Raw genomic sequence first — 23,991 nt, forward strand, 5'->3', positions numbered from 1 at the left:
CCGAGACCCCGGATTCGTGTGGGGCTTTTGCCCCTTCGCCCGGCTTTTGCCCCCACCGTGTGCACCTGCAGTGCGCATGCACAGGCACAAAGCCCTTGAAAATACACCGATCCGCTCGCATCTCGATTCAAGATCGTGCAATCGCCAAGTCTGGCCTCCAGCGCGGCGATCTTTTTGTTTTGTAGCTGAAGTCTCCATCCATGTCCGAACAAAACTCCAACCCCTTTCAAGACGCAGCCCCGGAAGAAATCGAAGCCGCCATGGCGGCCAACGCCGCCGACGAGCTGCAGCGCCTGCAGGCCGAGCTGGCCGAACTCAAGGCCAAGAGCGCCGAGCTGGCCGACCAGTTCCTGCGCGCTAAGGCCGAGGCAGAGAATGTGCGCCGCCGCGCGGAAGACGAAGTCTCCAAGGCCCGCAAGTTCAGCATCGAGAGCTTTGCCGAAAGCCTGCTGCCCGTCTGCGACAGCCTGGATGCCGCACTGGCCATCCAGCAGGCCACGCCAGAGCAGCTGCGCGAAGGCGCCGACGCCACGCTGCGCCAGCTGACCTCGGCCCTGGAGCGCAACAAGGTCGTGACCATCAACCCGGCAGCCGGCGAGAAATTCGACCCCAACCTGCACCAGGCCATCAGCATGGTGCCTGCCCAGCAGGAAGCCAACACCGTGGTGTCGGTGCTGCAAAAGGGCTACCTGATTGCCGACCGTATCCTGCGCCCGGCCCTCGTGACCGTGGCCCAGCCCCAGTAAGCGTGCGCTCACGGCATCGCTGACAAAAAAGAGGCAAAGCCCCTTGAAGCAGCGCCTGCCGGCCACAAGTTAGCAGTCATTCAAACATTTCACAGAACGCGGAGAGAACTCAAAATGGGAAAAATCATCGGTATTGACCTGGGCACCACCAACAGCTGCGTGGCCATCATGGACGGCAACACCACGCGCGTGATCGAGAACAGCGAAGGTGCACGCACCACGCCTTCGATCATTGCCTACCAGGAAGACGGCGAGATCCTCGTCGGCGCCTCGGCCAAGCGCCAGGCCGTCACCAACCCCCGCAACACCATCTACGCCGCCAAGCGCCTGATCGGCCGCAAGTTCGACGAGAAGGAAGTGCAAAAGGACATCGACCTGATGCCCTACACCATCTCGCGTGCCGACAACGGCGACGCCTGGGTGGAAGTGCGCGGCCAGAAGCTGGCCCCGCCGCAGATTTCCGCCGAAGTGCTGCGCAAGATGAAGAAGACCGCCGAGGACTACCTGGGCGAGCCCGTGACCGAGGCCGTGATCACCGTGCCCGCGTACTTCAACGACGCCCAGCGCCAGGCCACCAAGGATGCCGGCCGCATCGCCGGCCTGGAAGTCAAGCGCATCATCAACGAGCCCACGGCAGCTGCGCTGGCCTTCGGCCTGGACAAGATCGACAAGGGCGACCGCAAGATCGCGGTGTATGACCTGGGCGGCGGCACGTTTGACGTGTCCATCATCGAAATCGCCGATGTGGACGGCGAAAAGCAGTTCGAAGTGCTGTCCACCAACGGCGACACGTTCCTGGGCGGCGAAGACTTCGACCAGCGCATCATCGACTACATCATCACCGAGTTCAAGAAGGACCAGGGCGTTGATCTGGCCAAGGACGTGCTGGCCCTGCAGCGCCTGAAGGAAGCCGCCGAGAAGGCCAAGATCGAGCTGTCGAACTCGGCCCAGACCGACATCAACCTGCCCTACATCACGGCCGATGCCTCGGGTCCCAAGCACCTGAACATCAAGCTGACCCGCTCCAAGCTGGAAAGCCTGGTCGAAGATCTGATCGAGCGCACCATTGCGCCCTGCCGCACGGCCATCAAGGACGCAGGCGTGTCCGTGTCCGACATCGATGACGTGATCCTGGTCGGCGGCATGTCCCGCATGCCCAAGGTGCAGGAGAAGGTCAAGGAATTCTTCGGCAAGGAACCCCGCAAGGACGTGAACCCCGACGAAGCCGTGGCCGTGGGCGCCGCCGTGCAGGGCCAGGTTCTGTCGGGCGACCGCAAGGACGTGCTGCTGCTGGACGTGACGCCGCTGTCGCTGGGCATCGAGACGCTGGGTGGCGTGATGACCAAGATGATCACGAAGAACACCACCATCCCGACGAAGTTCGCACAGACCTTCTCGACGGCCGACGACAACCAGCCGGCCGTGACCATCAAGGTGTTCCAGGGTGAGCGCGAGATGGCTTCGGGCAACAAGATGCTGGGCGAGTTCAACCTCGAAGGCATTCCGCCCGCAGCGCGTGGCGTGCCCCAGATCGAAGTGGCCTTTGACATCGACGCCAACGGCATCCTGAACGTGTCCGCCAAAGACAAGGCATCGGGCAAGGAAAACAAGATCACCATCAAGGCGAACTCGGGCCTGTCCGAGGACGAGATCCAGAAGATGGTGAAGGACGCCGAGCTGAACGCAGCCGACGACAAGAAGAAGCTGGAACTGGTCCAGGCCCGCAACCAGGGCGAAGCTGCCGTGCACAGCGTCAAGAAGAGCCTGGGCGAGCATGGCGACAAGCTCGACGCTGGCGAGAAGACCGCCATCGAGAGCGCCGTCAAGGACCTGGAAGAGGCCCTGAAGGGCGAGGACAAGGATGCCATCGACGCCAAGACCACGGCGCTGATGACGGCCAGCCAGAAGCTCGGCGAGAAGATGTACGCCGATGCGCAGGCAGCCGGCGGCCCCGAGGCAGCAGCAGCCGCCGCAGCGGCCGGTGCAGCAGGCGCCTCGGCCGGTGCAGCAGCCGCTGACGACAACGTCGTTGACGCCGAAGTCAAGGAAGTCAAGAAGGACTGAACCCAGCGCGTGGTCCCTTGACGACCGCTTGCCGCCGCGCTCGGCCCTGCCAAGGGGCTGACGCGGCGTTCCTGTTCTCACTGACTGGCTAGCAAACACCATGTCCAAACGCGATTTTTACGAGGTCCTCGGCGTTGCCAAGAACGCCTCGGACGACGACATCAAGAAGGCTTATCGCAAGCTGGCGATGAAGTACCACCCTGACCGCAACCAGGGGGATGCCGCAAGCGGGGCGGAAGAGAAATTCAAGGAGGCCAAGGAGGCCTACGAGATGCTCTCCGACAGCAACAAGCGCGCGGCCTACGACCAGTACGGCCATGCAGGCGTGGACCCCAACCGCGGCATGGGCGGCGGCGCCGAAGGCTTTGGTGGCTTTGCCGAAGCCTTTGGCGACATCTTTGGCGACATGTTCAACCAGGGTGGCGGCAGACGCGGCGGCGCCGGTGGCGGCCGCCAGGTCTACCGCGGCAACGATCTCAGCTACGCCATGGAGATCACGCTGGAGGAAGCCGCCCACGGCAAGGATGCGCAGATCCGCATCCCCAGCTGGGATGGCTGCGACACCTGCCACGGCAGCGGCGCCAAGCCCGGCACCAGTGCCAAGACCTGCACCACCTGCAACGGCATGGGCAGCGTGCAGATGCGCCAGGGCTTCTTCAGCGTGCAGCAGACCTGCCCGCACTGCCGGGGCACGGGCAAGATCATTCCCGAGCCCTGCACCAGCTGCGGCGGCCAGGGCAAGGTCAAGCGCCAGAAGACACTGGAAGTGAAGATTCCTGCCGGCATCGACGACGGCATGCGCATCCGCTCCTCCGGCAATGGCGAACCCGGCACGAATGGCGGGCCTGCGGGCGATCTCTACATCGAGATCCGCATCAAGGACCACGACATCTTCGAGCGCGACGGCGACGACCTGCACTGCAACGTGCCCGTGAGCTTCATCACGGCAGCGCTCGGCGGCGAGATCGAGGTGCCCACCCTGTCGGGCAAGGCGGCCATCGACATCCCCGAAGGCACCCAGGCCGGCAAGCAGTTCCGCCTGCGCGGCAAGGGCATCAAGGGCGTGCGCTCCAGCTATCCCGGCGACCTGTACTGCCACATCGTGGTCGAGACGCCCGTCAAGCTGACCGAGTACCAGCGCAAGCTGCTGCGCGAGCTGGAGGAATCGCTCAAGAAGGGCGGCGCCAAGCACTCTCCCAGCGGCGAGAGCTGGACCGACAGACTCAAGAGCTTCTTCAGCTGATGCAGCACTGAGCCCTCAACAAAAACGCCTCTTTCGAGGCGTTTTTCCATTGGTGCATGCTCAACAGGACTCAGGGAGCGGGTTTGGCCTTCCAGGCCGCCGCCTGGCGCTCGGTGCGTGCACGCTCGGCCGCGCTCAGCGGCTGGGCCATGCTGTCACGCTTGGCGGCCAGCGAGCTGTCCCTACCCGCCGCCAGCAGCATCCAGAAATAGGCCTGGGACGGGCTGCGCTCCACGCCCTTGCCCGACGCATAAAGACTGGCGAGATTGGACTGCGCCAGCGCATCGCCCTGCTGGGCGGCACGCTCCAGCCAGCGCGCGGCCTTCTCGTCGCTGGCGGGCACGCCCTGGCCATTGGCATACAGCACGCCCAGGTTGGACTGGGCTGCGGCATTGCCCTGCTCGGCCGCCTTCTCCAGCCAGTGGGCGGCCTGCGCCATGTCGCGATCGACCACGCCACCCTCGGCATAGAGCATGCCAGCATTGAATTGCGCATCAACATGGCCCTGGCCTGCCGCTGCCACAAACCAGCGCAGCGCCTGCGCCACGTCCTCGGCCACGCCCCGGCCCGTGGCATACATCACGCCCAGGCTGTACTGGCCGGCCGCTTCACCTTGCTCGGCCGAGCGCTGGAACCACTGCACGGCCTGCGCGGGGTCCTTGGCGGCTCCGCGCCCCTCGGCCAGCATCAGGCCCAGGTTGTTCTGGGCCACGGCATCGCCCTGCTCGGCAGCCTTGCGATACCACTGCACGGCCTGGGCATCGTCACGCGCCACGCCACGGCCATTCGCATACATCAACCCCAGGTCGGACTGGGCTGGCGCATAGCCCTGCTGCGCAGACTTCTCATACCACTGGGCCGCCGTCTCGGCACTCAGGGCAACGCCCTGGCCGCGCTTGTACAGCGAGCCCAGCGCGTACTGGGCGCTGGCCTCGCCCTGCTCGGCATGCTGGTGCAGCGCTGCGACCTCGGCCGCGCTCAGGCCGGGCTCGCCCTTGGGGGCATGGCCCACTGCGGCTGCGGCAGTTCCGGCCGCAACAGCCCCTGCCGCCACGCCAGCGGCGGCGGCCTTGGCCGGCGCATTGCGGGTTGGAGAGGGCGCCGACTTGCCCCCGGTCTTGACGGCGGCCTTGCCCGCTGGCCTGGCTGTCGCTTTGGCTGCAGGTCTGGCTGCAGGTTTGGCCGGTGCCTTCGCACCGCTCTTGGCCGTGTTCTTCGCTGGGGGCTGCGGCTTGGCAGACGCCGGGACGGCCATGCAGGACAGGGCTGCGGCCAGCAGCAATGACAGGCCTGCAGGCAGGGCTCGCAGGCCCGTCGGGTATCGATCGTTCATATGCTCTTATTTTTGCAGCAATCCATGCAGGCGACTGGCGCAAAGATTGACAAATTCTTTCAGTATGCAACCGGCGTTCCGACAGGAAAAGCCGACCGCAGCCATCGCCAGGGGACATGACCCCCATCTCCATGAAATCGCACGACATCACCAAAGACATCGCGCTTGAAGATGACAGATCGATGACTTGTGCGAGAAAATCCATCCAACTTCTCCTAATGAGAAGCCTGAACCCCACCACATGAAGAATTCAGAGCGCAGTTTTGCACGGCGCATAGACCTTACCTCCCTGCAGCTGTTCGTGGCTGTCTGCGAACTTGGCAGCATCGGCCGCGCGGCCGAGCGTGAGTTCATTGCAGCCTCGGCGGTGAGCAAGCGCCTGTCCGATCTCGAAGCCACGGTGGACACAGCCCTGCTGTACCGACACAGCCGTGGCGTGACCTTGACGCCGGCCGGCGAAAGCCTGCTGCACCATGCCCGCAACGTGCTGTACGGCCTGGAGCGCATGCAGGGCGAGCTGTCCGAGTACGCCGATGGCGTGCGCGGCCATGTGCGCATCCACGCCAACATGTCTGCCATCGTGCAGTTCCTGCCGGAAGACCTGGGCGTGTTCGCGCGCAAGCACGGCCAGGTCAAGATCGACCTGCAGGAGCAGCTCAGCCCCGCCGTACTGGCTGCCGTACAGGAAGGCACGGCCGACATCGGCATCTGCTCCATGGCGTACATGCCGCTGGGCAATGGCCAGGCCACTCCCGTACTGCAGCACCGCCCCTACCGCGAGGATCGCCTGGTCGTCGTGGTGCCCGAGCAGCACGCGCTGGCGCACAGCGACAGCGTGGCCTTTGCCGATGTGCTCGAATGGGACATCGTCAGCCTGCAGGCTGGCTCCTCCATCAGCCTGGCCATGCGCGCGGCCGCCGCACAGGCGGGGCATGCGCTGCACCAGCGCATCCAGGTCACCAGCCTGGATGCCATGTGCCGCATGATCGACAACGGCCTGGGCGTGGGACTGATCCCCGACCGCGCCTTCGAGCTCATGCACGGCGTGGGCCATCTGCGCGCACTGGAGCTCAGCGACGACTGGGCTCGGCGCGAGCTGAGCATCGTGGCGCGTGACTTCGACGCGCTACCCGTCACGGCCCGCCTGCTGGTCGAGCACCTGAGCCCGCCGGCCAGCGCATCCTGAAGGCCACTTGGCCGCTGGATGCCCCCAAAAATTTCCCCACGACACCAACCATTCGAGAACGCCATGGGACGCACCCTCTACGACAAGATCTTCGACGAGCACGTCATCCACACCGAGGATGACGGCACCGCCGTCCTCTACATCGACCGCCACCTGGTGCACGAAGTCACCAGCCCCCAGGCCTTCGAAGGCCTGCGCATGGCCGGCCGCAAGCTGTGGCGCATCAGCTCCGTGGTCGCCACGGCCGACCACAACACCCCCACCGACGGCTGGGAGCGCGGCTATGACGGCATTGCCGACCCCATCAGCAAGGAACAGATCACCACGCTGAACACCAACATCGGCGAGTTCGGCTCTGCGGCCTTCTTCCCCTTCATGGACAAGGGTCAGGGCATCGTCCACGTCATGGGCCCCGAGCAGGGCGCCACCCTGCCCGGCATGACCGTGGTCTGCGGCGACAGCCACACGTCCACGCACGGCGCCTTCGGCGCACTGGCCCACGGCATCGGCACATCCGAGGTCGAGCATGTGATGGCCACCCAGACCCTGCTGGCCAAGAAGGCCAAGAACATGCTGATCAACGTCAGCGGCAAGGCGGCCCCCGGCATCACGGCCAAGGACATCGTGCTGGCCATCATCGGCAAGATCGGCACGGCCGGCGGCACGGGCTACACCATCGAGTTCGCCGGCGAAGCCATCCGTGACCTGAGCATGGAAGGCCGCATGACGGTCTGCAACATGGCCATCGAAGGCGGCGCGCGCGCAGGCCTGGTGGCCGTGGACGACAAGACCATCCAGTACGTCAAGGGCCGCCCGCTTGCCCCCACTGGAGCCGAATGGGATGCCGCCGTCTCCTACTGGAAGACGCTGCACTCCGATGCCGATGCGAAGTTCGACCGCGTGGTCGAGCTGCAGGCCAGCGAGATCGTGCCGCAGGTCACCTGGGGCACCTCGCCCGAGATGGTGCTGGGCGTGGATGCCCGCGTGCCGGACCCCGACAAGGAAAAGGATGCCAGCAAGCGCGGCGCCATCGAACGCGCGCTGACCTATATGGCGCTGGAGCCCGGCAAGGCGATCGACGACATCTTCGTGGACAAGGTCTTCATCGGCTCGTGCACCAACAGCCGCATCGAAGACATGCGCGAGGCAGCCGCCGTGGTCAAGAAGCTGGGCCAGAAGGTGGCGCGCAACATCAAGCTGGCCATGGTCGTGCCCGGCTCCGGACTGGTCAAGGAACAGGCCGAGCGCGAAGGCCTGGACCAGATCTTCAAGGCGGCAGGCTTTGAATGGCGCGAGCCCGGCTGCTCCATGTGCCTGGCCATGAATGCCGACCGCCTGGAGCCCGGCGAGCGCTGCGCCTCCACCAGCAACCGCAACTTCGAAGGCCGCCAGGGCGCGGGCGGACGCACCCACCTGGTGAGCCCGGCCATGGCTGCAGCCGCCGCCATCCACGGCCACTTCGTGGACATCCGCAGGTTCTCCTGATCCGATCCCGCAACTGCCCCGCCTGCACACCATGAAGCCCTCCTTCTCGATCCTCCTGATCGGCCTGGCCTTCACCCTGGCCGCCTGCAATACCGTCAAGGGCATTGGCCAGGACGTGCAAAGCGCGGGCAGCGCCATCGAACGCGCCGCCCGCTGAACCCTGAATCCGATACAGCCATGCAACAATTCACCGTGCACAAGGGCCTTGTCGCCCCCATGGACCGCGAAAACGTCGATACCGACGCCATCATTCCCAAGCAGTTCCTCAAGTCGATCAAGAAGACAGGCTTCGGCGTGAACCTGTTCGACGAATGGCGCTACCTGGACCATGGCGAGCCCGGCCAGGACCCGGCCTCGCGCAAGCCCAATCCCGACTTCGTGCTCAATCAGCCGCGCTATGCGGGCGCCTCCATCCTGGTCGCACGCAAGAACTTCGGCTGCGGCTCCAGCCGCGAGCACGCGCCCTGGGCCCTGGACCAGTACGGCTTTCGCGCCATCCTGGCGCCCAGCTTTGCCGACATCTTCTTCAACAACTGCTTCAAGAACGGCCTGCTGCCCATCGTGCTGCCCGAGGCCACGATCGACATGCTGTTCAACGAGATCGCAGCCTTCCCCGGCTACGAGCTGACCATTGATCTGGATCGCCAGGTGATCGTGCGCCCGCAGGGCGAGGAGATCCCTTTCGATGTCATCGCCTTTCGCAAGTTCTGCCTGCTCAACGGCTTTGACGATATAGGCCTGACGCTGCGCCATGCCGACAAGATCCGCGCCTACGAGGCCGAGCGCCTGGCCACCAAGCCCTGGCTGGCCCACACGCTGGTGCAGCGCTGATCGATTTCCACTTGCGCGCATCAATGGGCCGCAGGCGTTGCTGAACCAGCCGCCGGCGGCCTTCCACCATCCGAATAGTCTCTCAAAAGGAACACCATGAAAATCGCAGTCTTGCCCGGTGATGGCATCGGCCCCGAAATCGTTGCGGAAGCCGTGAAGGTGCTGGGCGCCCTGGGCCTGGACTTCGACATGCAGACGGCCCCCGTGGGCGGCGCTGCCTACGAAGCTGCCGGCCACCCGTTGCCCGAATCCACGCTGAAGCTGGCCATGGAGTCCGACGCCGTGCTGTTCGGCGCCGTGGGCGACTGGAAGTACGACACGCTGGACCGCCCGCTGCGCCCCGAGCAGGCCATCCTGGGCCTGCGCAAGCACATGGGCCTGTTCGCCAACTTCCGCCCGGCCATCTGCTATGCGGAACTGACCCACGCCTCCAGCCTCAAGCCCGAGCTGGTCGCGGGCCTGGACATCCTCATCATCCGCGAGCTGACCGGCGACATCTACTTCGGCCAGCCGCGCGGCCGCCGCGTGGCCACCGACGGCCACTTCCCCGGTGCCGAGGAAGCCTTCGACACCATGCGCTACTCCAAGCCCGAGATCGAGCGCATCGCCCATGTCGCCTTCCAGGCCGCGCAAAAGCGCAGCAAGCGCGTGACCAGCGTGGACAAGGCCAACGTGCTGGAAACCTTCCAGTTCTGGAAGGACGTGGTCACCGAAGTGGGCCAGCAGTACCCCGATGTGCAACTGGACCACATGTACGTGGACAACGCCGCCATGCAGCTGGTCAAGGAACCCAAGCGCTTTGACGTGGTGGTCACGGGCAACATGTTCGGCGACATCCTGTCCGACGAAGCCTCCATGCTGACCGGCTCCATCGGCATGCTGCCCTCGGCATCGCTCAACTCCAGGGGCCAGGGCCTGTACGAGCCCAGCCACGGCTCGGCCCCCGACATCGCCGGCAAGGGCATTGCCAATCCGCTGGCCACCATCCTGTCGGCCGCGATGATGCTGCGCTTCTCGCTGAACCAGGAAGCCGCCGCCCAGCGCATCGAAGCCGCCGTGCAAAAGGTGCTGGCCCAGGGCCTGCGCACGGCCGACATCTACAGCGAAGGCACGACCAAGGTCTCCACTCGCGAGATGGGCGATGCCGTGGTGGCCGCACTGGCCTGAAGTCCATGACGGCTGCCAGCCACCCGGCTTGCGGCCGTCCCTGTGGCGGGCAGGCACTGCCCTGCTTCGCCGCAACATGGCAAAACGTCAAAATAGACGTCCGGTTTTCGCCGATCCGACGAAGATATTCATCAAAACAGACATTCTCTTTCCTGGCGTATTCGATAGAATGACGTCTCTTATGTTTGCCGCCCGCCCGTTCCTCCTGCTGAACATTGCACCCGCCGCCCTGGCTGGTGTGGCTGCGCGCGCAATCACCTCCACAACCATTACGACAATCAAAGGCTGACCCAGCCCGGTTCGTCGTGCGCCCTCACCTGGCCTAGACGAGCCGGGCGACAACAGTCTTGATCAAGCACTGTTTTCACACTGAAAGGGCGTTTCAAAAATGAGCAAGCAATTGGTAGGCCTCGTCGGCTGGCGCGGCATGGTCGGCTCCGTGCTGATGGACCGCATGCAGGCAGAGGGCGACTTCGACCTGATCGAGCCCGTGTTCTTCTCCACCTCCAACGCCGGCGGCAAGGCCCCGGCCATGGCGAAGACCCACACCGAGCTGCGCAATGCCAACGACATTGCCGAGCTGTCCAAGTGCGACATCATCATCACCTGCCAGGGCGGCGACTACACCAAGGAAGTCTTCCCCCAGCTGCGCGCCTCGGGCTGGAACGGCCACTGGATCGATGCCGCGTCGTCGCTGCGCATGGAAGGCGATGCCGTCATCGTGCTCGACCCCGTCAATGAAGGCCTGATCCAGTCCAAGCTCGCCGCGGGCGGCAAGAACTGGATTGGCGGCAACTGCACCAACTCCATCTTGCTGATGGGCCTGGGCGGCCTGTTCAAGGCCGGTCTCGTGGAATGGGTCAGCTCCATGACCTACCAGGCAGCCTCCGGTGGCGGCGCCAACCACATGCGCGAACTGCTCAAGGGCATGGGCGTGGTGCACGCTGCCGTGGCCGACGAACTGGCCACGCCCGCATCCGCCATCCTGGACATCGACCGCAAGGTGGCCCAGACCATCCGCACCGACGTGCCCACCGAATTCTTCGGCGCACCGCTGGCCGGTGGACTGATCCCCTGGATCGATGCGCAGCTGGACAACGGCCAGTCCAAGGAAGAGTGGAAGGGCCAGGCCGAGGTCAACAAGATCCTGGGCACCGAGCAGACCATCCCTGTCGATGGCCTGTGCGTGCGCATCGGCGCCATGCGCTGCCACAGCCTGGCGCTGACCCTCAAGCTCAAGAAGGACCTGCCCCTGGAAGAGCTGGAAGCCATCATCAAGTCCGGCAACCCCTGGGTGAAGTGGGTTCCCAACGACCGCGCCATCACCGTCAAGGAACTGACCCCTGCCGCCATCACCGGCGGCCTGGAAGTCGGCGTGGGCCGCGTGCGCAAGCTGAACATGGGCCCCGAATACCTGTCGGCCTTCGTGATCGGTGACCAACTGCTGTGGGGCGCCGCCGAGCCGCTGCGCCGCATGCTGCGCATCCTGCTCGCCGCCTGAGCACCGCCGGCTTGAGCCAGCACAAAAAGCGCCATGTCCCGGGCCGGGACATGGCGCTTTTTTCGGCTTTAAGCCCTGGGCAATTGGGCACAATGCCCAGGTCTCTTGTCCATTGGCTGTAGGTGGTTGCCTACAATCACTAAAGATACATTGTGTTTCTTCTCGTTGCCGTTCGACAACAACTATTGGCGTTCGCCGGCAACCAGACGCTTGCGATCCTATAGCGTGGCCGACAATGCGACCCAAGCACCTTGGTAGATGGCGTGCCATCTATCCCCGGGTAAATTTCAATTACATGTGCAAGCGCGGGCATTCCCACAATAACAATAGTGCCTGCCCAATTGCATCCACACAGGTTTGACGCTTTATGCATCGTTGGAAACTCTCTGTGCTGGCCACTGCGGCCGTCGTCTCGGTCGCACTGCCCGCCTCCGAGGCCTGGGCACTGGCTCTGGGCCGGGTGAACGTGCAATCGGCCCTGGGCGAGCCCCTGCGTGCCGAAGTCGAAATCCCCCAGATCACCGCCGCTGAAGCCGAAGGCCTGCGCGTGGGCGTGGCCTCTCCCGGCGTCTTCCGCACCCAGGGCATGGAGTACAACGCCACGGCCAGCCAGGTGCGCGTCAGCGTGCAGCGCCGCGCGGATGGCTCGGCCGTGCTGCGCCTCACAAGCACACAGCCCGTCAACGAACCCTTTGTCGATCTGGTGATCGACGCCAGCTGGGCCTCGGGCAACCTGCAGCGCAACTACACCCTGCTGCTGGACCCGCCCACCCTGCAAAAGCTCCCGCCTGCCGTGACGGCTGCAGCCCAGGCCTCGGCACCCGAGCCCGCCGCAGCGCCGCGCCGCGCAGCCCCCACCCCATCGCAAGCTGTATCGCAAGCCGCTGCAGGCAACACCGAGGAAAGCCGCCCCGCGCCAGCAGCCGCGCGCCGTGCCGCCCCGGCAGCCCGCGAGCGCGCCGCAGCGGCTCCCGCGTCGTCCGAGGCCTCCGAAGTCCGCATCAAGGCTGGGGACACGGCAGGCCGCATCGCCGCCGCCCACCTGCCAGCCGGCGTTTCGTTGGACCAGATGCTGGTGGCCATGCTGCGCACCAATCCCAAGGTCTTCATCAACGGCAATGTGAACCGCATGCGCTCCGGCGCCGTGCTCACCGTGCCGGACGAAGCCACGGCCCAGGCCACCTCGCCGCGCGAAGCGCGCCAGATCGTTGCCGCCCAGTCCCGCGATTTCAACCAGTTCCGCCGCCAATTGGCCAGCGCCGCGCCGGCCGCGCCCGTGGCATCGGCCAACCGCGAAGCATCGGGCAGCGTCCAGGCCCAGGTCGAAGACCGCAAGCCGTCCACCGCAGCACCCGACAAGCTCACCCTGTCCAAGGGCGCCGTCAAGGGCGTGGAGGCCGACGAGCGCCTGGCCAAGCAAAAACAGTCGGACGACCAGGCATCGCGCACGGCCGAGTTGCAGCGCAACATGTCCGAGCTGAGCCAGATCGCCGCCGCCACCAAGCCCGCCGAAGGTGCTGCTGCAGTACCTGCCTCGGCAGCCAGCGGCACGGCAAACGGCGTGGCTGTGCCGGGCGCGCCGAACGTGCCTGCAGCGCCTGAAGCTGCAGCACCCCAGACGACTCCCGCGGCCCCGGCGGCGCCCGCCGATGCAGCTGCTGCGGCCTCTGCTCCAGACGCCGCAGCCAATGCAGCCGGCTCGGCAGCGCCCGCAGCAGAAGCCGTGCCCGCCACGCCTGCTGCGGCCGAGCCGCCGAAGCCTAAGCCGGCACCCGCTCCCGCAGCACCGATCGCCGAGCCCAGCTTCATCGATACGCTGCTGGAAGATCCCACCATCCCGCTGGCCGGTGCTGCCCTGCTGGCCCTGCTGCTGGGCTATGGCGGCTACCGCGTCATGCAGCGCCGCCGCGCCGCTGCCGCCTCCAGCGAAAGCGCCTTTGGCGACAGCCAGCTTGCAGCCGACTCCTTCTTTGGCGCCAGCGGCGGCCAACGCGTGGACACCGGCACATCGAGCCAGCTGTCCGGCACCTCCATGCATTACTCGCCCAGCCAGCTTGATGCGGGCGATGTGGACCCCGTGGCCGAGGCCGACGTCTACCTGGCCTATGGCCGCGACCTGCAGGCAGAGGAAATCCTCAAGGAAGCGCTGCGCACCGACCCCAACCGCACCGCTCTGCACCAGAAGCTGGCCGACATCTACGCCAAGCGCCATGACCGCAAGGCCTTCGAGGCCGTCGCGCAGACCCTGCATGGCCTGACCCAGGGCAAGGGCGTGGACTGGCAGCGCCTGGCCGACCAGGGCCGCATCCTGGACCCGGAAAACGCTCTCTACCAGCCTGCAGGCACTGCGCCCCTGTCTGGTGCCGCCGTTGCCGGTGGCGCCGCAGTGGCTGCTGCCGGACTGGCTGCCGCCTCGCTGGCCAGCCGCCCCCTGGACATGGATGCGCACCGCGAAGGCCCTGCCACCCTGCCCATGGACCTGGACATGGACCTCAACATGGACCTGCCCGGCGGCCTGGCCGATGCCAGCCTGCCCGCGCAGCACGCCAGCCCCCTGCCCGCACCGGCCCCCATGCCCAGCGAACAGGACTTCGCAGCGCTGGAGCCCACGCTGCGCGCGCCGCTGGAAGCCACGCCCTCCGCAAAGGACGACACACCTCGCATCGAGCCCCACGTCGAGCCGCCTGTTGCATCGCTGGACATGCCCAGCTTCCAGCCCACGGCCCACGCCTCGCTGACGGACGCCCTGAACCACAGCAACGCCATGGACGGCATGCAGCCGACCGAGATGCTGTCGCTGGACATGCCCGGCACGCAGGCGTCCGACAGCTTCCCGGCCACCGAGCCCTCGCCCCTGACCAGCTCCACCACGGACGACAGCCATGCCAAGACCGAGCTGCTGTCGCTGGACGCCATGGAGTTCAACCTGGAAGGCCTGAGCACGGAGGCACCCGCCCCAACGCCGGCAACGCCCCAGGCAGGCGGCGTGCTGGAGACGGCGGCCAAGGCCAAGCCCGAACCGGCCGAGTCGCTGGAATTCGACCTGGGCAGCCTGTCCCTGGACCTGGGCAACGACGCCCCTGCCGTCGCAACCCCGCCCTCGGCTCCTGAAGACCCGCTGGCCACCAAGCTCGCGCTGGCCCAGGAGTTCAACGCCATCGGCGACAGTGACGGAGCCCGTACACTGATCGAGGAAGTGATCGCCGAGGCCCACGGCGATCTCAAGGCCAAGGCCCAGCGCCTGCTGGCCGAGATAGATTGAAGCCCGGCGGCGCCTGCCCAGGCGCCGCACCGGTTTCGCGTGACAGGGCGGCGCAAGCCGCCATGGAAAACTGACAACTTGATGCACACCCAACCCATGCCGGAGGCCTCGCAATGCGCGTAGCCCTCGGCGTCGCCTACAACGGCCAGCGCTACAGCGGCTGGCAAAGCCAGCTGTCTGGCAACACCATTCAAGACCATCTCGAAGCGGCCCTGGGCCGCTTTGCCGCTCAGGAGGTGCACACCCTCTGCGCGGGCCGCACCGATGCCGGCGTGCACGGCCTCATGCAGGTCGTCCACTTCGACACCCCGCTGGACAGGGCCCCGTTCTCCTGGGTCCGTGGCACCAACACCTTCCTGCCGCCGGACATTGCCGTGCAATGGGCCCAGCCCGTGCCCGATGCCTTCCATTCGCGCGCCTGTGCCACGGCAAGGCGCTATGCCTATGTGCTGCTGCAATCGCCCGTGCGCCCCAGCGTGGAGGCCGGGCGCGTGGGCTGGGTGTTCCATGCGCTCGATGGTGATGCCATGCAGGCCGCCGCCCGGCACCTGCTGGGCGAGCACGACTTCAGCTCGTTCCGCGCATCGGGCTGCCAGGCCAAGTCCCCCGTCAAGACGCTGCACCGCCTGTCCATCACCCGCCGCATGGCAGGCGACGGCGCCCAGATGGCCGCAGCCAGCTCCATGCGGCCCGGCGATGCGGCCATGGAATGCTGCTACTGGCGCTTCGAGTTCGAAGGCAGCGCCTTCCTCCACCACATGGTGCGCAACATCATGGGCTGCCTGATCGCCATCGGCCAGGGCGCGTATGCGCCGCAGTGGATGCAGCAGGTACTGGACGCCCGTTCCCGCGATGCCGCCGCGCCCACCTTCTCGCCCGACGGCCTGTACTTTCTGGGCCCCGTATACGATCCTTCATGGGGCCTTCCTTCGCGCAGCCCGGCCTATGATTGGCTCCCTTGAACGGAGAAGCCCTCCCCCATTCTTCAGCCCCCATGCAGCGCACTCGAATCAAGATCTGCGGACTCACCCGCGAACAGGACGTGGACGCCGCCGTGGCTGCGGGCACCGATGCCGTGGGTTTTGTGCTCTACGCCCCCAGTCCGCGCGCCGTGACGGTGCAGCGCGCTGCAGAACTGGCGCGGCGCCTGCCGCCCTTCGTGACCCCGGTGCTGCTGTTCGTCAATGAAAGCGCCGCCAACGTAATGGCTGCCTGCGCCGCCATCCCGGGCGCCTGCGTGCAGTTCCACGGCGATGAGTCCCCCGAGGACTGCCTTGCCGCCACAGCGGGCGGCACCCGCGCCTTCCTGCGCGCCGCACGCATTCCCCTTGGTCCCGACGCCGCGCGCTTCGACCTCGTAGAATATGCCCAGCGTTACTCGAAAGCCCAGGCCATACTGCTCGACGCCCATGTCGACGGCTATGGTGGTGGCGGAAAAGCATTCAATTGGTCACTCCTTCCACCAAACGTCGCCTCTCACCTCGTTTTGTCTGGTGGACTCACGCCTGCAAACGTGACCGATGGCATCTTGCAAGTGCGCCCGCGAGGACTCTCGCTGGCCGTTGATGTCAGTTCCGGCGTCGAGGCCGATGGTCCCGACGGCAAGCCCCTCAGGGGCATCAAGGACGCCGGCAAGATACACCGATTCATCGCCGCCGTGCGCGCGGCCGATGACCAACTTTTGCAGACAAGCCATGTTCGAATACCAGTACCCTGACGCATCCGGCCACTTCGGCCGCTTCGGCGGCAGCTTTGCCAGCGAAACCCTGACACACGCTCTGACCGAGCTGCGCGACGCCTACGCCAAGTACCAGAACGACCCGGAATTCGTTGCCGAATTCCAGTCCGAGCTGGCCCACTTCGTCGGCCGCCCCTCGCCCGTTTACCACGCGGCACGCATGTCGCGCGAGATGGGCGGCGCGCAGATCTACCTCAAGCGCGAAGACCTCAACCACACGGGCGCGCACAAGATCAACAACGTGATCGGCCAGGCCATGCTCGCCCGGCGCATGGGCAAGCCCCGCATCATTGCCGAGACCGGCGCGGGCCAGCACGGCGTGGCCACGGCCACCATCTGCGCGCGCTACGGCCTCGAATGCATCGTCTACATGGGTGCCGAGGACGTGAAGCGCCAAAGCCCCAACGTCTACCGCATGCGCCTGCTGGGCGCCACCGTGGTGCCGGTGGAGTCGGGCAGCCGCACGCTCAAGGATGCGCTCAACGAGGCCATGCGCGATTGGGTGGCCAACGTGGACAACACTTTCTACATCATCGGCACCGTGGCCGGCCCCCACCCCTATCCCGCTATGGTGCGCGACTTCCAGAAGGTCATCGGCGAGGAATGCCTGACGCAGATGCCCGAATTCCTGGGCGCCGACCGCCAGCCTGATGCCGTGGTCGCCTGCGTGGGCGGCGGCAGCAATGCCATGGGCATCTTCCACCCCTACATCCCGTTCGAGAACACGCGCCTGATCGGCGTGGAGGCGGCCGGCGAAGGCCTGGACAGCGGCAAGCACTCGGCCTCGCTGCAGCGCGGCAGCAGCGGCGTGCTGCACGGCAACCGCACCTTCATCCTGCAGAACGAGAACGGCCAGATCACCGAGACGCACAGCATCAGCGCCGGGCTCGATTACCCCGGCGTTGGCCCCGAGCACGCCTGGCTGCAGGAACTGGGCCGGGCCCAGTACGTGGGCATCACCGATCAGGAGGCGCTGGACGCCTTCCACTACCTGTGCCGCACTGAAGGCATCATTCCCGCCCTGGAGTCCAGCCATGCCGTGGCCTATGCCATGCAACTGGCCAAGACCATGCGCGCCGACCAGTCCATCCTCGTGAACCTGTCCGGTCGCGGCGACAAGGACATCGGCACCGTGGCCGACCTCTCGGGCGCCGATTACTACGACCGTCCCTCCATGCGCGGGCTCACGGTCAAGGGAGGAGCAGCTCAATGAGCCGCATCACCACAACTTTCGCCAAACTCCAGGAAGAAGGCCGCAAGGCCCTGATCCCCTACATCACCGCAGGCTTCCCGTTCGCGGCCATCACGCCGTCACTGATGCACGGCATGGTGGAGGCCGGCGCCGACGTGATCGAGCTGGGCGTGCCCTTCTCGGACCCCATGGCCGACGGCCCCACCATCCAGAAGGCAGGCGACCGCGCCATCGCCAATGGCGTGGGCCTGGTGCAGGTGCTGGCCTATGTGCGCGAGTTCCGCCAGAAGAACCAGACCACGCCCGTGGTGCTGATGGGCTACGCCAACCCGGTGGAGCGCTACGACCAGATCCACGGCAATGACCGCTTCGTGGACGATGCGGCCGAGGCCGGCGTCGACGGCCTGCTCATCGTGGACTACCCGCCCGAGGAGTGCGAGGCATTCGCCGCGCAACTGCGTGCGCGCGACATGGACCTCATCTTCCTGCTGGCGCCCACCTCCACCACCGAGCGCATGCAGCAGGTGGCGCGCGTGGCCAGCGGCTATGTCTACTACGTCTCGCTCAAGGGCGTGACAGGAGCAGGCACGCTCGACACGGCGGCCGTGGAAGCCATGCTGCCGCGCATCCGCGAGCATGTGAGCATTCCCGTGGGCGTGGGCTTCGGCATCCGCGACGCGGCCACGGCCCAGGCCATTGGCCGGGTGGCCGATGCCGTGGTCATCGGCAGCCGCATCATCGAGATGCTGGACGGCCAGCCCCACGAAAAGATCGTCCCCCTGACCATCGACTTCCTGCGCGGCGTGCGCAAGGCACTCGACGCGTAGGTCGCATAATGCAGCCCTTGCATGCGGCCCGGTGCCGCATGCCCTGCGCCTGAAAAGGAAACACCATGTCCTGGCTTGAAAAACTCCTGCCTGCCAAAATCCAGCAAACCAACCCCACGGATCGCCACCAGCAGATCCCCGAGGGTCTGTGGATCAAGTGCCCGAGCTGCGAGACCGTGCTCTACAAGGCCGATCTGGAGAAAAACCAGAACGTCTGCCCCAGCTGCAGCCACCATCACCGCATCGGCGCCCGCGCCCGCCTGAACCATTTCCTGGATGCCGAAGGCCGCTATGAAATCGGCCAGGAAGTCATCCCCGTCGACGCCCTGAAGTTCAAGGACAGCCGCAAGTACCCCGAGCGCCTCAAGGAAGCGCTGGAGAACACCGGCGAGACCGATGCCCTGGTCGTCATGGGCGGCGCCATCAAGAGCGTCAACGTGGTCGCAGCCTGCTTCGAGTTCGAATTCATGGGCGGCTCCATGGGCTCCGTGGTCGGCGAGCGCTTCGTGCGCGGTGTCGAGACCGCCATCGAGCAAAAGGTCCCCTTCATCTGCTTCACCGCCACGGGCGGTGCGCGCATGCAGGAAGGCCTGCTGAGCCTGATGCAGATGGCCAAGGCCAATGCAGCGCTCACGCGCCTGGCCAAGAAGGGACTGCCCTACATCTCGGTGCTGACCGATCCCACCTTCGGTGGCGTCTCCGCCAGCTTCGCCTTCGTCGGCGATATCGTCATTGCCGAGCCCAAGACCCTGGTCGGCTTCGCCGGCCCGCGCGTGATCGAAACCACCGTGCGCGTGAAGCTGCCCGAAGGCTTCCAGCGCGCCGAGTTCCTGCAGGACAAGGGCGCCGTGGACATGATCGTGGACCGCCGCGAGCTGCGTGACCGCATCGCCGCATCGCTTGCCATGCTGCAGCGCCTGCCGGCCGACGCGGTCCAGTAAAGCCTCGCGCAGACACAAAAAAAGCCGCCGCAGGTCGATGCCTGCGGCGGCTTTTTCACGTCCAGGAAACCAGGGAAATCAGGCCAGCAGCATCAGGCCCGATCCCTGGATATACCCCAGCACCATCAGCGCTATCTGCAGCAGCACCAGAGCCACCAGTGCCGACAGATCGATACCGCCGATCAGCGGAACAACACGGCGGATGGGCCGCAGCATGGGCTCGGACAGGCGCTGCAGCACGCCATACATCGGCGACTGCGGCTGCACCCACGACAAGATGGCATAGATCAGCAGCACGCCCACCATGCCCGACAGCGCCACGCGCGCCAGGCCGCACAGCGCCAGCCAGGGCAGGGCAACCACGGTGGACTGCCCACCCATCAACAGCCACAGCAGCACGAACTGCAGCATCTGCAGCAGGAAGGCGGCGATCAGGCTGGACATGTCCCAGCGCCCGGCCGGCTTGATGATGCGGCGCAGCGGCATCACGATCCAGTCGGACAGCGCAAACACCAGCTGCCCCACGGGGTTGCCGAAGGGCACGCGCTGGGCCTGCATGTACATGCGCAACAGGCAGACGCCGGTCAACAGGCCAACGACCACGTCGAGCAAAAAGGAAACGATCTGAAAAAGCATGGCGTTGTAGGACTGCGGGAGGAAGATCGGACCACGGCCATCCGGCCTTGGCACAGCATGGGATGATAGCTGCCGCATCCCGCCCATCACATGACCGCCCCTACCGCACTGCACTCCCTGCCGCTGTTCCCCCTGGGCAGCGTCCTCTTTCCCCAAGGCCTGCTGAGCCTTCGCGTCTTTGAAGTCCGCTACCTGGACATGATCCGCAAGTGCGAGCGCACGGGCGCTCCCTTCGGCGTGGTGGCGCTGCAGGCCGGCAGCGAAGTGCGCAAGGCCGGCGCGGCCGCCGAGCAATTGCACGCCGTGGGCACGCTGGCCCGCATCGTCCAGTTGCAGCAGCCCCAGCCCGGCCTGCTGCACCTGCAGTGCGAAGGCACGCAGCGCTTTCGCATGCAGGAGCACCGCCAGCTGCCCCACGGCCTGTGGGTGGCCGATGTGCAGATGCTGCCTGCCGATGCCGCCGTGCCCATCCCCAGCCACCTGCTCGCCACCGCCCAGGCCTTGGCCCAGGTGCTGATGCAGCTGCACGCGCGCTCCACCGACGCCGACCATGCCCGACTGCCCAGCGCCGAACAGATGGGCGACTGCGGCTGGGTGGCCAACCGCTGGACCGAGCTGCTGCCCATGCCGGTCTCCATCAAGCAGCAACTGATGGCGCTGGACAGCCCGCTGGTGCGACTGGAGCTTGTGGCCGATGTGCTGGAGCGCAGCGGCATAGGCCATACCCAGGGCCCGGCACCCGGCTCCCCTTCCGCCGGGCACTGACGAATTGGCAGGACTGCGGCGTCATACCGCAGCGGCGTCCGGCACATTGACAGCACCGCGCACCGAAAGCGCGCCAAAAAACTTAAAATCGCGGATTCAGCCCGCCAGCTGCGGGGCTTGCCGGTGGCATTTGCTGCCGCCTCTGCACCCTCCAGCCCTTTGCGCCTGGCTTTTTTCGGCTTTTCCCGCTTTTTTCCCCCGGCTTTTTTCCGGCCCCTCGGCGTTTTGCGCTGGCGCTCATTGTCATGACCGAACACAACACCCCATCCGCAGCGGACCAGACCGCTCCCCAGGACGAAAACCAACTCATCGCCGAGCGCCGCGAAAAACTCAAGGCCCTGCGCGAGCAGGTCCGTGAACAGGGCGGCGTGGCCTTCCCCAACGACTTCAAGCCCGCCGACCGCGCCGAGGCGCTGCAGCAGGCCCATGCCGACAAGAGCGCCGAGCAGTTGGACACCGAAGCCGTGCAGGTCAGCCTGGGCGGCCGCATGATGCTCAAGCGCGTCATGGGCAAGGCCAGCTTTGCCACCATCCAGGACGGATCGCTGGGCCCCACGCACGGCCGCATCCAGCTGTACATCACGCGCGACACCGTGGGCGAGGAGGTCTATGCGGCCTTCAAGCGCTGGGACCTGGGCGACATCCTGGGCGCCGAGGGCACGCTGATGAAGACCAAGACCGGCGAGCTGTCGGTCAAGGTGCAGACGCTGCGCCTGCTCACCAAGAGCCTGCGCCCCATGCCCGACAAGTTCCACGGCATGGCCGACCTGGAGCAGAAGGTGCGCCAGCGCTACGTGGACCTGATGATGGACGAGCAGGCCCGCCGCCGCTTCATCGCACGCAGCAAGGCCGTCTCGGGCATCCGCGAATTCATGGTGGAGCACGGCTTCCTGGAAGTGGAAACGCCCATGCTGCACCCCATTCCCGGCGGCGCCAACGCCAAGCCCTTCGTCACCCACCACAACGCGCTGGACCAGGAGATGTACCTGCGCATCGCGCCCGAGCTGTACCTCAAGCGCCTGGTGGTCGGCGGCTTCGAGCGCGTGTTCGAGATCAACCGCAACTTCCGCAACGAAGGCATCTCGGTTCGCCACAACCCCGAGTTCACCATGATGGAGTTCTACGCGGCCTACTGGAACTACCGCGACCTGATGGACTACACCGAGGCCCTGGTGCGCGACGCCGCGCAAAAGGCCGTGGGCACACTGCAGCTGACCTACGGCGGCAAGCCCGTGGACCTGTCCCAGCCCTTCCAGCGCCTGACCATTCCCGAAGCCATCGTCAAGTTCACCGAAGCCGGCGACAAGGTGGCAGACCGCGAATGGCTGACCAATGCGCTGCGCAAGCTGGGCATGACGGAAGAAAAGGACCGCCTGTCCGCACGCACCCTGGCCAGCCTGCAGGTGCTGTACTTCGAGGAAGTGGTGGAAGAAAAGCTCTGGCAGCCCACCTTCATCATGGAGCACCCCACCGAGATCTCGCCGCTGGCACGCGCCAATGACGAGCGCCCCGAGGTCACCGAGCGCTTCGAGCTGTACATCACGGGCCGCGAATTCGGCAACGGTTTTTCCGAGCTCAACGACGCCGAGGACCAGGCCGCGCGCTTCAATGCCCAGGTCCAGGCCAAGGACGGTGGCGACGACGAAGCCATGTACTTCGACCACGACTTCGTGCGTGCCCTCGAGTACGGCATGCCCCCCACAGGCGGCTGCGGCATCGGCATCGACCGCCTGATGATGCTGCTGACCGACAGCGCCAGCATTCGCGACGTGATCCTATTCCCCGCCCTGCGCCGCGAACAGTAAAACCCACGGCATCCAGCGCCTGCGCGCGTTGCCAACTGAAGCCGCCTGCGTTCCCTTGGGAGCCAGGCGGCTTTTCCCTATACTGGCTCGCCATGCACATCCCCACCTACTGGGCGCAGGCGCGCCTGCGGCATGAAAGCCGCCCCACCCACGGCATCACTGTCCAGCGCTGGGGATGGTCCGACACCAGCCAGGAAGCCGCCCAGGCCCACGCACAGGAGCGTGCTGGCCAGGCCCTGGAAGCCGCCCGCAATGCGGCGCTTCCAAAGGGCGAGCCCCGCATGGAATGGAAGAACGAGTACGCGCTCGACGGCTTCACCACCCCCATCCGCGAAGAAGTCCTGCAGCGCCGCGACGGCACGGTGATGACGCGCAACAGCTACGGCGCCCACTGCCTGAACACCGAGCGCGTGGCCATCGCCGATATCGACCTGCCCGAGCCGCCCAGCGCCGTGCGCTTTCCCGTCGTGACCCTGCTGTTGTTGGCTTCGGTCGCCATCTGGCTGGCCCGGCTGGCACCGCACAAGAACAATTCGCGGATGGTGGCCACAGCACTGGTCGTGCTGCTGCTGTTCCTGGCCATGCGGCGCGTGCAGCGCTGGTGGGAAGCACGCCAGGCGCGCCAGCGTGCGGCCACAGACTCGCCGGCCGCGCGCGCCCTGGAGCGCGTCCAGACCTTCCAACAAAGCCACCCCGACTGGGGCCTGCGCGTCTACGAAACACCCAAGGGCCTGCGCGTCATCGTCACGCATGCCGATTTCGCATCGGACGATCCGGCCGTCGGGCGGCTGTTCAACGCCCTGCAGGTGGACCCGCTCTATGCCCTGCTGTGCGAGCGCCAGCAATGCTTTCGCGCACGTGTCTCCGGCAAGCCCTGGCGCATGGGCCTGACCGGCCTATCCACCTCGCTGCGCAGCTGGCCCGTTCCCGAAGACCGGCAGGAGGAGCGCCGCCAGTGGGCACTTGCCTATGACAGCAAAGCCCAGGGCTTTGCTGCCTGCAGGCTGCTGCAGCAACTGGGCAACCCGCGCATCTGCCCGGCTGTCGACGCCTTTGTGCAGTGGCATGACGAGGCCAGCCGCGCCCGCACGGATCTGCCGCTGGCCTAGCAAAAGCCCCGTTGCACACAATCGCACACGGACGCGACACCCGACTTACACTGGCGCCATCCCCCGCCGCGCACTGCGCGGCCCGGGGCGGCGCCGGCGTAGGGCGGGTCCCCCTGCCGGGGGCCATCCTGGGCAACGGCGCGGCTGCGACGGCAGCGGC

21 protein-coding genes are annotated in these 23,991 nt (G+C 66.2%); 19 read left to right on the forward strand and 2 right to left on the reverse strand.

The window, feature by feature from the left end; all coding sequences use genetic code 11:
• The first annotated feature begins 200 nt into the window (after window positions 1-200).
• The 3 genes from grpE to dnaJ all read left to right on the forward strand — a co-directional run bounded on the left by grpE (window position 201) and on the right by dnaJ (window position 4,053).
• On the forward strand, window positions 201-746 hold the full coding sequence (grpE, locus tag INR38_RS07035; protein ID WP_013801022.1) for a nucleotide exchange factor GrpE: 546 nt from the start codon (window positions 201-203) through the stop codon (window positions 744-746).
• A 114-nt stretch (window positions 747-860) separates the two neighbouring features.
• Entirely contained in the window at window positions 861-2,810 is a 1,950-nt protein-coding gene (dnaK, locus tag INR38_RS07040; RefSeq protein ID WP_034396649.1) for a molecular chaperone DnaK, read from the forward strand.
• A 100-nt stretch (window positions 2,811-2,910) separates the two neighbouring features.
• Entirely contained in the window at window positions 2,911-4,053 is a 1,143-nt protein-coding gene (dnaJ, locus tag INR38_RS07045; protein WP_013801020.1) for a molecular chaperone DnaJ, read from the forward strand.
• 70 nt (window positions 4,054-4,123) lie between these two features.
• Here the strand turns inward: dnaJ and INR38_RS07050 are convergent, their stop codons facing one another.
• Complete coding sequence (locus INR38_RS07050; RefSeq protein WP_207444227.1) at window positions 4,124-5,386, reverse strand: tetratricopeptide repeat protein; 1,263 nt, start codon at window positions 5,384-5,386, stop codon at window positions 4,124-4,126.
• Between the two features lie 241 nt (window positions 5,387-5,627).
• Here INR38_RS07050 and INR38_RS07055 point away from each other — a divergent pair, with 241 nt between their 5' ends.
• The 13 genes from INR38_RS07055 to accD all read left to right on the forward strand — a co-directional run bounded on the left by INR38_RS07055 (window position 5,628) and on the right by accD (window position 19,516).
• Complete coding sequence (locus INR38_RS07055; RefSeq protein WP_012207033.1) at window positions 5,628-6,572, forward strand: LysR substrate-binding domain-containing protein; 945 nt, start codon at window positions 5,628-5,630, stop codon at window positions 6,570-6,572.
• A 63-nt stretch (window positions 6,573-6,635) separates the two neighbouring features.
• Entirely contained in the window at window positions 6,636-8,057 is a 1,422-nt protein-coding gene (gene leuC / locus INR38_RS07060; RefSeq protein ID WP_034396655.1) for a 3-isopropylmalate dehydratase large subunit, read from the forward strand.
• 31 nt (window positions 8,058-8,088) lie between these two features.
• A complete protein-coding gene (locus INR38_RS07065; RefSeq protein ID WP_012207035.1) occupies window positions 8,089-8,214 on the forward strand; it encodes an entericidin A/B family lipoprotein in 126 nt (41 codons plus the stop codon).
• Between the two features lie 20 nt (window positions 8,215-8,234).
• Window positions 8,235-8,888: a 3-isopropylmalate dehydratase small subunit gene (leuD, locus tag INR38_RS07070; RefSeq protein ID WP_012207036.1), complete on the forward strand. Its 654-nt coding sequence runs from the start codon at window positions 8,235-8,237 to the stop codon at window positions 8,886-8,888.
• A 96-nt stretch (window positions 8,889-8,984) separates the two neighbouring features.
• Window positions 8,985-10,055 (forward strand): 3-isopropylmalate dehydrogenase, encoded by a 1,071-nt coding sequence (gene leuB / locus INR38_RS07075; protein WP_012207037.1) that lies wholly within the window; start codon window positions 8,985-8,987, stop codon window positions 10,053-10,055.
• Between the two features lie 76 nt (window positions 10,056-10,131).
• On the forward strand, window positions 10,132-10,344 hold the full coding sequence (locus tag INR38_RS07080; RefSeq protein ID WP_207444228.1) for a hypothetical protein: 213 nt from the start codon (window positions 10,132-10,134) through the stop codon (window positions 10,342-10,344).
• A 99-nt stretch (window positions 10,345-10,443) separates the two neighbouring features.
• Complete coding sequence (asd, locus tag INR38_RS07085) at window positions 10,444-11,556, forward strand: aspartate-semialdehyde dehydrogenase (protein ID WP_013801017.1); 1,113 nt, start codon at window positions 10,444-10,446, stop codon at window positions 11,554-11,556.
• Between the two features lie 367 nt (window positions 11,557-11,923).
• Entirely contained in the window at window positions 11,924-14,818 is a 2,895-nt protein-coding gene (locus INR38_RS07090) for a FimV/HubP family polar landmark protein (protein WP_207444229.1), read from the forward strand.
• Between the two features lie 113 nt (window positions 14,819-14,931).
• Complete coding sequence (gene truA, locus INR38_RS07095) at window positions 14,932-15,780, forward strand: tRNA pseudouridine(38-40) synthase TruA (RefSeq protein ID WP_034396664.1); 849 nt, start codon at window positions 14,932-14,934, stop codon at window positions 15,778-15,780.
• Between the two features lie 32 nt (window positions 15,781-15,812).
• Complete coding sequence (locus INR38_RS07100) at window positions 15,813-16,535, forward strand: phosphoribosylanthranilate isomerase (RefSeq protein WP_207444230.1); 723 nt, start codon at window positions 15,813-15,815, stop codon at window positions 16,533-16,535.
• On the forward strand, window positions 16,513-17,769 hold the full coding sequence (gene trpB / locus INR38_RS07105) for a tryptophan synthase subunit beta (protein ID WP_034396669.1): 1,257 nt from the start codon (window positions 16,513-16,515) through the stop codon (window positions 17,767-17,769). The genes INR38_RS07100 and trpB overlap by 23 nt, the downstream gene beginning before the upstream one ends.
• Window positions 17,766-18,575, forward strand: coding sequence for a tryptophan synthase subunit alpha (trpA, locus tag INR38_RS07110; protein WP_013801013.1), 810 nt, complete (start codon window positions 17,766-17,768; stop codon window positions 18,573-18,575). Before trpB ends, trpA begins: the two co-directional genes overlap by 4 nt.
• A 65-nt stretch (window positions 18,576-18,640) precedes the next feature.
• The gene (gene accD / locus INR38_RS07115; protein ID WP_013801012.1) at window positions 18,641-19,516 is read left to right on the forward strand and encodes an acetyl-CoA carboxylase, carboxyltransferase subunit beta; all 876 of its coding nucleotides are present in this window, start codon (window positions 18,641-18,643) and stop codon (window positions 19,514-19,516) included.
• A gap of 78 nt (window positions 19,517-19,594) precedes the next feature.
• Here accD and INR38_RS07120 read toward each other — a convergent pair whose 3' ends face one another.
• A complete protein-coding gene (locus tag INR38_RS07120; protein ID WP_013801011.1) occupies window positions 19,595-20,152 on the reverse strand; it encodes a YggT family protein in 558 nt (185 codons plus the stop codon).
• A 90-nt stretch (window positions 20,153-20,242) separates the two neighbouring features.
• On the opposite strand from INR38_RS07120, the gene INR38_RS07125 reads away from it, so the two are divergent.
• The 3 genes from INR38_RS07125 to INR38_RS07135 all read left to right on the forward strand — a co-directional run bounded on the left by INR38_RS07125 (window position 20,243) and on the right by INR38_RS07135 (window position 23,831).
• Window positions 20,243-20,917 carry an LON peptidase substrate-binding domain-containing protein gene (locus INR38_RS07125; protein WP_199959950.1) on the forward strand — a complete coding sequence of 225 codons (675 nt, stop codon included), beginning with the start codon at window positions 20,243-20,245 and terminating at the stop codon, window positions 20,915-20,917.
• A gap of 245 nt (window positions 20,918-21,162) precedes the next feature.
• Window positions 21,163-22,722: a lysine--tRNA ligase gene (gene lysS / locus INR38_RS07130; RefSeq protein ID WP_207444231.1), complete on the forward strand. Its 1,560-nt coding sequence runs from the start codon at window positions 21,163-21,165 to the stop codon at window positions 22,720-22,722.
• Between the two features lie 92 nt (window positions 22,723-22,814).
• Window positions 22,815-23,831, forward strand: coding sequence for a hypothetical protein (locus INR38_RS07135; protein ID WP_207444232.1), 1,017 nt, complete (start codon window positions 22,815-22,817; stop codon window positions 23,829-23,831).
• Window positions 23,832-23,991: the final 160 nt, after the last annotated feature.

The organism is Delftia sp. SD018, assembly GCF_017355445.1.
Classification (GTDB): Bacteria; Pseudomonadota; Gammaproteobacteria; order Burkholderiales; family Burkholderiaceae_C; genus Comamonas; species Comamonas acidovorans.